The 7,455-nt window shown below is 63.6% G+C and carries 8 protein-coding genes; 1 reads left to right on the top strand and 7 read right to left on the bottom strand.

From position 1 onward, the window contains the following. The 7 genes from MF607_RS22065 to MF607_RS22035 all read right to left on the bottom strand — a co-directional run. On the bottom strand, positions 1 to 928 hold a 928-nt coding region (locus MF607_RS22065), incomplete at its 3' end, for a xanthine dehydrogenase family protein molybdopterin-binding subunit (RefSeq protein WP_242122322.1). Then, positions 925 to 1,878, bottom strand: coding sequence for an FAD binding domain-containing protein (locus MF607_RS22060; protein ID WP_242122321.1), 954 nt, complete (start codon positions 1,876 to 1,878; stop codon positions 925 to 927). The genes MF607_RS22060 and MF607_RS22065, both read right to left, overlap by 4 nt. After that, positions 1,875 to 2,501 (bottom strand): aldehyde dehydrogenase iron-sulfur subunit PaoA, encoded by a 627-nt coding sequence (paoA, locus tag MF607_RS22055; RefSeq protein ID WP_431311990.1) that lies wholly within the window; start codon positions 2,499 to 2,501, stop codon positions 1,875 to 1,877. Before paoA ends, MF607_RS22060 begins: the two co-directional genes overlap by 4 nt. A 14-nt stretch (positions 2,502 to 2,515) precedes the next feature. Continuing rightward, positions 2,516 to 3,682 carry a (R)-mandelonitrile lyase gene (locus MF607_RS22050; protein WP_242122320.1) on the bottom strand — a complete coding sequence of 389 codons (1,167 nt, stop codon included), beginning with the start codon at positions 3,680 to 3,682 and terminating at the stop codon, positions 2,516 to 2,518. A gap of 32 nt (positions 3,683 to 3,714) precedes the next feature. Beyond that, positions 3,715 to 4,251, bottom strand: coding sequence for a nuclear transport factor 2 family protein (locus MF607_RS22045; protein WP_242122319.1), 537 nt, complete (start codon positions 4,249 to 4,251; stop codon positions 3,715 to 3,717). Positions 4,252 to 4,315: 64 nt separating this feature from the next. Further along, positions 4,316 to 5,173, bottom strand: coding sequence for an aldo/keto reductase (locus tag MF607_RS22040; protein ID WP_242122318.1), 858 nt, complete (start codon positions 5,171 to 5,173; stop codon positions 4,316 to 4,318). Positions 5,174 to 5,194: 21 nt separating this feature from the next. Further along, complete coding sequence (locus tag MF607_RS22035; RefSeq protein WP_242122317.1) at positions 5,195 to 6,178, bottom strand: aldo/keto reductase; 984 nt, start codon at positions 6,176 to 6,178, stop codon at positions 5,195 to 5,197. A 141-nt stretch (positions 6,179 to 6,319) separates the two neighbouring features. On the opposite strand from MF607_RS22035, the gene MF607_RS22030 reads away from it, so the two are divergent. Then, a complete protein-coding gene (locus MF607_RS22030; RefSeq protein ID WP_242122316.1) occupies positions 6,320 to 7,213 on the top strand; it encodes a LysR family transcriptional regulator in 894 nt (297 codons plus the stop codon). Positions 7,214 to 7,455: the final 242 nt, after the last annotated feature.

The raw sequence follows: 7,455 nt of genomic DNA, 5'->3' as shown, positions 1-7,455 counted from the left end.
GATTGCCCGACAGCGTTTCGTGCCCGACCGCGACCAGCTTGCCGTCGCGACCCGCCGCCAGACGAACGCGCTGGATCGTGGCCGGGCGATGCGACGTGTTGTTCGGCATCAGCGGGCGCGGCAACGTGACCTTCACCGCGCGGCCGACCGCGCGAGCGCCAAGCGCCGCGAGGATCGCGTCCGAACAGACACTGCCCTTTCCGCCGAACCCACCACCAATGTAGGTCGCGACGACGCGGATCTTGTCCTGCGGGATGCTGAGCTTGTTACCCAGGTCGCGCCGCGCCCAACCGACGATCTGCTGTGCGGACCAGATGGTCAGGTGGTCGCCATCCCAGCGCGCGATCGTGGCGTGCGGCTCCAGCATCATGTGGCTGTGGTCGGGGGTGGTGTAGGTCGCATCCACCTTCACCGGGGCCGATGCGAACGCCGTGTCGAAGTCACCAACGCGGACATCCGGCTGACGCTGATGCGGCTTTGCGCCCGCGCGCGCAGCGGCGAGATCAAACGCACCCTGTCCGCGCGCATAATCGACGCGGATCAGCGAGGCGGCATGACGCGCCTGCTCGAAGGTCTCGGCGACGACCAGCGCGATCGCCTGATGGTAATGCTCGATCTCCGGCCCCGCGAGCGGCTTGGCGACGTAGAACCCCTGCTTCTTGATCGGCCCGGCATTATCGGCCGTCACGATCGCGAGGACGCCCGGCGCGGCCTTGGCCTCGCGCACGTCCATCGACGATATACGGCCCTTGGCGATGCCCGAGCCGACGACATAGCCATAGGCGGCATTCGGCGCCGCCTCGTGGTTCTCATAGGAATAGACCGCGCGCCCGGTCGTCTTCAGCGGTCCCTCGATGCGCGGGTGCGGCTTGCCGACGACCGTTTCCCGGTCGATCGGATTGGTGCCTGCTGGCGTGTCGAACTTCATGCTGACTTGCCCTCCGCGATGGTGGCTGCAAGCGCTCGCGTCGCGAGCGGTATCTTGAACGCGTTATCCTCTGTCGGTCGGGCGTTCGCGAACGCCTTGGCCGTTACGGCTGCGGCCCCTTGCGTCATCACGGCATCCGCCGCTTCGACCCGCCACGGCTTGTGCGCGACCCCGCCGAACGCGACACGGCCACTCCCGTCCTTCTGGATCACGGCCGCGACCGAGACGAGTGCGAAGGCATAGGATGCCCTGTCGCGAACCTTCTCATAATGGTGCGTGCCGCCAAGCGGCCGGGGCAGCGTCACCGCCGTAATCAGCTCACCGGCTTCAAGGTTGTTGTCGAGATGGGGCTTGTCGCCGGGCAGACGGTGGAAATCGGCGATCGGGATAGCGCGGGTCGTGCCGTCCGCTTTGACCGTTTCCACGGTCGCATCCAGCACGCGCATAGCCACCGCCATGTCACCGGGATAGGTGGCAATGCACTGGTCGCTCGAACCGATCACGGCGAGCTGACGCGAGTAGCCGCCGATCGCAGCGCAGCCCGATCCCGGCTTGCGCTTGTTGCAGGGCATGTTGGGGTCATAGAAATAGGGACAGCGGGTCCGCTGAAGCAGGTTGCCCGCCGTGGTCGCCTTGTTGCGAAGCTGGCCGGAGGCGCCTGCCACGATCGCGCGGGTCAACACGCCATAATCGCGGCGGACGCGGGTGTCGGCAGCGAGCGCGGTGTTCGTGACCAGCGCGCCGATCCGCAAGCCGCCATCCGTTGTCGGCTCGATCCGGTCGAGCTTCAGGTCCTGGACGTCGACCAGATGCCGGGGCGTCTCGATCTCCAGCTTCATCAGGTCGAGCAGGTTGGTGCCCCCGGCCAGGAACTTTGCTCCGGGCTGACGTGCAACAGCGGCAGCAGCTTCCGCCGGGGTCTTCGCGCGCTCATAGGTGAAGGGCTTCATCCCTTTGCTCCCGCGACTTCCGCCATCGCCTCGGCGATGTTCGAATAGGCACCGCAACGACAGATATTGCCGCTCATCCGCTCGCGCATTTCGATGTTGGTCGGCTGCGGCCGCGCGGAAAGATCGGCCTGGACATGGCTCGGCACGCCGCGCTTGATCTCGTCCAGCACCGCGACGGCCGAACAAATCTGACCCGGTGTGCAATAGCCACACTGGTAGCCATCATGACGGACGAACGCGGCCTGCATGGGGTGGAGCTTGTCGGGTGTGCCCAACCCTTCGATCGTCTTCACCTCGTCGCCCTGATGCTGGACGGCGAGGCTCAGGCAGGAATTGATCCGCTCCCCGTTGACGATGACGGTGCAGGCTCCGCACTGCCCGTGATCGCAGCCCTTCTTCGTGCCGGTGAGCTTCAGATGCTCGCGCAGCGCATCGAGCAGCGTCGTGCGCGTGTCGAGGGTGAGGTCACGACGCTTGCCGTTGACGGTGAGCGATACCGGCATGGTCGCGGGCGCAGCCGCTTTTACGGGCTGTGCTTCCACTTGGCGGGCCGCTGCCAGCGCAGCCGCTGCGGCGCTGCCGGCGAGAACACCTCGCCTCGACATTTCCATCTCGCTCATCATCGCCGTCTCTCCCGTTACAGCTTGTTGTATACGTCGTCGGCGACCGGCTCGAGCCACGTCACGGACGTACCGTCCTGCGCTTCCGACACCGCCACATGGGTCAACGCGCTATCGCGAGCCGCACCATGCCAGTGCTTGACGCCCGGCGAGATAAAGACGGTGTCGCCGGTCGCGATCGGTTTTGCGGCCTCGCCGTCGACCTGGACCCATCCGTGTCCAGCGGTGACGATCAGCAATTGGCCCAGCGGGTGCGTGTGCCAGTTCGTATGCGCGCCCGGTTGGAACGTCACCGTCGCACCGCCAAGGCGCGCGTCGCCGGTGCCTTTGAAGGGCGATGTGACCGACACGCTGCCGGTGAAATAGTCGGCGGGACCGGACTTCGGCTCCTGGCCGGGATGGATGACCTGAACATCTGACATGGCGGAAACCTCTTGTCTGGCGAATACCTTACCCGCGACGGTGATGGCGGCGTTCGCCTTCGGCCACCCTGCGTAGAAAGCGAGATGGGTCAGTGCCTCAACGATCTGCGGCTGTGTCAGCCCGTTTTCGAGGCCATATTGGACATGGAAGGCGAGCTGGTCGCCATCACCGCCTGCGGAAAGCGCGGCGATGGTGACGAGGCTACGGTCGCGGGGCAACAAGTCGGTGCGTCGCCACAAGTCGGCGAACACAACGTCGTTGGTAAGCTGCGCGAGCTTGGGTGCGATCGGAGCGACCGTCCTGTCGACGGTCGCGGCACGCGCCGGATCGGAGCCGGGGAGCGGCGCGGTGGCCGGAGGCACCGTGCCAAGTGGTTTCAGATCGACATGGCGCGCGGCAAATACCTTCTCGACCTCGTTCAAGGCCGACACGGCGTTCGGCCACCCGGTATAGAAGGCGAGATGGGTCACCATGCCGGCCACCTCGGACGGCTTGATGCCGTTATCGAGGCCACGACCAAGATGGCTCGTCATCTGCGCGGTTTTGCCCGTTGCGATCAGCACCGACAGGGTGACGATGCTGCGGTCACGGGCGCTAAGTTCGGGACGCACCCACACGTCGCCGAACAGCACCCGGTCCGTATAGCCAGCCAATGCCGGCGCGATGGCCTGCATATTCTTGGGCGCAACCGACGGACGCTCCTGTGCCTCGACCGGCACGGCCATCGCCAGCGCGGCAGCGGTTGCAGAAGCGACCTTCATCCTCTCGTCTCCCATCCTGATCCCGGTTGGGATTATTCGCTGCCAGCGCTCGTCTTCACCGGCCGAACGAGGCGCGAGAAGGTGAGCTGGGCCAGGCGCCACTTGCCAGCCTGCTTGTTGTAAACTTCCGTGACCATGAAGGGATTGGTGACGGTTCGACCTCCGACCACGGCCTCCAGGTCGAGATCTTCCAGCACGATCGCAGTGTTGCCAAACACCCGCACATCAACCGCGTAGATCGACGCCTTCTTGTACCAGATGCCACCGCTCTGGATGGTAGCGAGTTCCTGGGTCTTGCCCCACGTTCCGCCCATGTGGGTGAACATGGCCCGGTCATCAAAGAGCGTTGCGAGGGAGTCGACCTTCTTGTCCGCCATCCAGTCCCATTTGGTCTTCGACAGGTCGATGACCTGCTGCTCGGTCGGGGTATGCGTCGCGGCCGTCTTGATCGTCTCAGTGGGTGGTGGTGGCGTTTGTTGCGCGAGCAAGGGCTGCATCGGCAGCGCCGACAAGACAGCCGCACCTAGCAGGCCAAGCCGCTTCATTCCCTGGATCGATCGAATGTCCATCACAACTGCTCCCGTACGAGTTTGAAAGGGGGCTGACGCCGGAACATCAGCCTGGGAATGACGATCAGAGCTTCCGTTCGGCGAGCCACTTCACCATCGCCGGGTCGCGGTGGTCGAAGAAGCTGCTGGCGTTCTGATCGAGCTTGGCGATGGCATCGAGGTCGCCAGCGTCGAGGTCGAAATCGAAGATGTCGAAATTCTGCGCCATGCGCTCCTTGCGCACCGATTTGGGGATCGCGACGATGCCCCGATCGGTCAGCCAGCGAAGCACGACCTGGGCGATGCTCTTCCCGTGCTTGTCGGCGATCGGCTGCAACACCTCGTTCGTGAACAGGCCGTTCTTGCCTTCCGCGAACGGTCCCCACGCCTCTGGCTGGACACCGTATTCCTCCAGGATTTTCACCGCATCGGTCTGCTGGTGGAAGGGGTGGATTTCGATCTGGTTGACCGCCGGCTTCACCTCGTTGTGCAGCACGAAATCGACAAGGCGATCGGGGTAGAAATTGCTGATGCCGATCGCGCGGATGCGTCCGGCCTTATGCAGTTCCTCCATCGCGCGCCACGCGCCGTACACGTCACCATAGGGCTGATGGATCAGCCACAGGTCGAGATAGTCCAACCCGAGCTTGTTGATCGACCGCTCGAACGCGGCCTTGACACCCTCGTAGCTGGCATCCTGCACCCAGAGCTTGGTGGTGACGAACAGCTCGCTTCGGTCGATGCCGTGGCTTTTGATGGCGGCGCCGACCGCCTCTTCGTTGCCGTAGGATGCGGCGGTATCGAGCAGGCGATAACCGACGTCGATCGCGTCGCGGACGCTGCGCTTGCATTCCGCGGGATCAGGCACCTGGAACACGCCGAAGCCGAGGATCGGCATGGCGACGCCGTTGTTGAGGGTGACGGTCGGAACGGTGGTGGTCATGGGCGTGGTTCCTCGTCCGGTTCAGCGATTTACGAACTGCTGGTGCGAAGCCGCATAGCGCTCGCCATGAACTTCGATCCCCGACAGGGCGTCAGCGATGCGCGCCAGGTCCTGATGGGTCAGCAGCAGATCGGCACCACCCAGGTTTTCCTCTAGCCGGTGGAGCTTGGTCGTACCGGGGATCGGCACGATCCACGGACGCTGTGCGAGCAGCCACGCAAGCGCGACCTGCGCGGGCGTTGCCGCCTTCTCGCTGGCGATCGTTGTGACCAGATCGACCAGCGCCTGGTTCGCCGCCATCGCGTCTGCCTGGAAGCGCGGCACGGTGCTGCGGAAGTCATCTGCCGCAAAAATGGTGTCTGCCTTCAGCTTGCCGGTCAGGAACCCTTTGCCAAGCGGTGCGAACGGCACGAAGCCGATGCCCAGCTCTTCCAGAAGCGGCAGGATCGTTGCTTCCGGCTCGCGCCAGAACATCGAATACTCGCTCTGAAGTGCCGCCACGGGCTGCACCGCGTGGGCGCGACGGATCGCGTCCGGTCCGGCTTCCGACAGACCGAAATGCTTGACCTTGCCCTCGGCAATCAGGTCGCGGACCGTGCCCGCCACATCCTCGATCGGCACATTCGGGTCGACGCGGTGCTGATAGAAAAGGTCGATGCAATCGGTACGCAGCCGGGAAAGCGCCTCGTCCGCGACCTGCCGGATACGCTCGGGACGGCTGTTCAAGCCATCGCTCGGGCGGCCGTTCTCGAACCCGAATTTGGTGGCGATCACCACCTGATCGCGAACCGGCGCCAGCGCTTCGCCGACGACCTCTTCATTATCCCCCGGCCCATAGGCTTCGGCCGTGTCGAAGAAGGTGACGCCGCGATCGTGCGCCGCGCGGAGCAGCGACACCGCCTCCATGCGATCGGTAGCGGGACCGTAGCCATAACTCAGCCCCATGCACCCAAGCCCAAGGGCTGACACCTCAAGGCCACTGCGGCCCAATACGCGCTTCTGCATTATCAAATCCTCGTCCGGCCCGATGGTCACACGCCAGGCCACGATGATTGCAATGTAACTCGGAGCGGTTCTGAGGATTAGACAGGGTAAATCGCTTGGGTATATGACATGAAGTCATGAAACCACTGGTGGCACCCCGACATGCAACGTGAAGAGCTGGGCAATTTGGCGATGTTTTTAGCCGTCGCGGAGGAGCGCAGCTTCACCAAAGCGGCGGCAAAACTCGGCATTTCGCAGTCAGCGCTCAGTCATACGATGCGCCGCCTCGAAGCGAAGCTGGGTCTGCGATTGCTGACCCGGACGACGAGGAGCGTCGCTCCTACAGAGGCTGGCGAACGTCTGATCGCAACACTGCGACCTGCCCTGGACGAGATTGATGACAAGCTGGCATCGCTGACTGAGCTTCGCGAGCGTCCTGCCGGCACCGTCAGAATTACTTCCAGCGCTCACGCGGCGCGAGCCGTGCTTTGGCCGGTCATCGATCGACTGACCGCTGAAAATCCCGACATCAATGTGGAGGTGAGTATCGAGAGCGGGCTTGTCGATATTGTCAGCGGGAGGTTCGACGCGGGCGTTCGGCTAGGCGAACGACTGGATCAGGATATGATCGCAGTGCCCATCAGCCCAAAGCTGCGCATGGCTGCGTTTGCGGCACCAGGCTATCTGGAACGGCACGGGACGCCTCAGACCCCCTATGATCTGGCAAAGCACAACTGCATCAGCCTCCGAATGGCTACCTCGGGCGGTTTATACGCCTGGGAGTTCGAGCGCGACGGGAAGGAGCTGAAGGTCAAAACGGAGGGCCAGCTCGTATTCAACGATGCCGACATGATCGTCGCTGCTGCGCTGGCTGGACGTGGTATTGCGTTCACCGTCGAGGGCCATGTTGATCGCCACTTTGCCTCTGGCGCCCTGGTGAGAGTGCTGGACGATTGGTGCGAGCCCTTCGATGGCTACTACCTCTATTATCCTAGCCGACGACAGCCTTCGCCAGCCTTCAGTCTCGTTCTGGACGGGTTACGCTATCGCGGCTGATAGTCGGGATTGGTGCCGCAAGCGGACCGCCGGCTTTCCCGAAACCGCTTGGCAGCATATTTCGGGAAGGCGTCACCATTCCCATTTCTCGATACCAATCGAGACAGCTCCGAGCCCCTTGATCACCATACCCCTTGGAGACAGTGCGGGTGGTCTCGCTCATTGCTTGTTTGCAGCATACCCCTGTGCGCGTGTCGCGATCGGGCGACGATCGTCCAGGCAAAACACCGACGCTTGCTCCT

This window comes from Sphingomonas lacusdianchii (assembly GCF_022664395.1).
In the GTDB taxonomy this organism is placed as follows: Bacteria; Pseudomonadota; Alphaproteobacteria; order Sphingomonadales; family Sphingomonadaceae; genus Sphingomonas; species Sphingomonas lacusdianchii.
The sequence above is the reverse complement of the archived record's forward strand: the minus strand, read 5'-3'. Positions and strand labels throughout refer to the sequence as shown.

Bases quoted from the DNA above. Each gene is read 5' to 3' on its own strand.
- MF607_RS22060 (WP_242122321.1), bottom strand. From the start codon at position 1,878: ATGAAGCCCTTCACCTATGAGCGCGCGAAGACCCCGGCGGAAGCTGCT.
- paoA (WP_431311990.1), bottom strand. From the start codon at position 2,501: ATGATGAGCGAGATGGAAATGTCGAGGCGAGGTGTTCTCGCCGGCAGC.
- MF607_RS22050 (WP_242122320.1), bottom strand. From the start codon at position 3,682: ATGAAGGTCGCTTCTGCAACCGCTGCCGCGCTGGCGATGGCCGTGCCG.
- MF607_RS22045 (WP_242122319.1), bottom strand. From the start codon at position 4,251: ATGGACATTCGATCGATCCAGGGAATGAAGCGGCTTGGCCTGCTAGGT.
- MF607_RS22040 (WP_242122318.1), bottom strand. From the start codon at position 5,173: ATGACCACCACCGTTCCGACCGTCACCCTCAACAACGGCGTCGCCATG.
- MF607_RS22035 (WP_242122317.1), bottom strand. From the start codon at position 6,178: ATGCAGAAGCGCGTATTGGGCCGCAGTGGCCTTGAGGTGTCAGCCCTT.
- MF607_RS22030 (WP_242122316.1), top strand. From the start codon at position 6,320: ATGCAACGTGAAGAGCTGGGCAATTTGGCGATGTTTTTAGCCGTCGCG.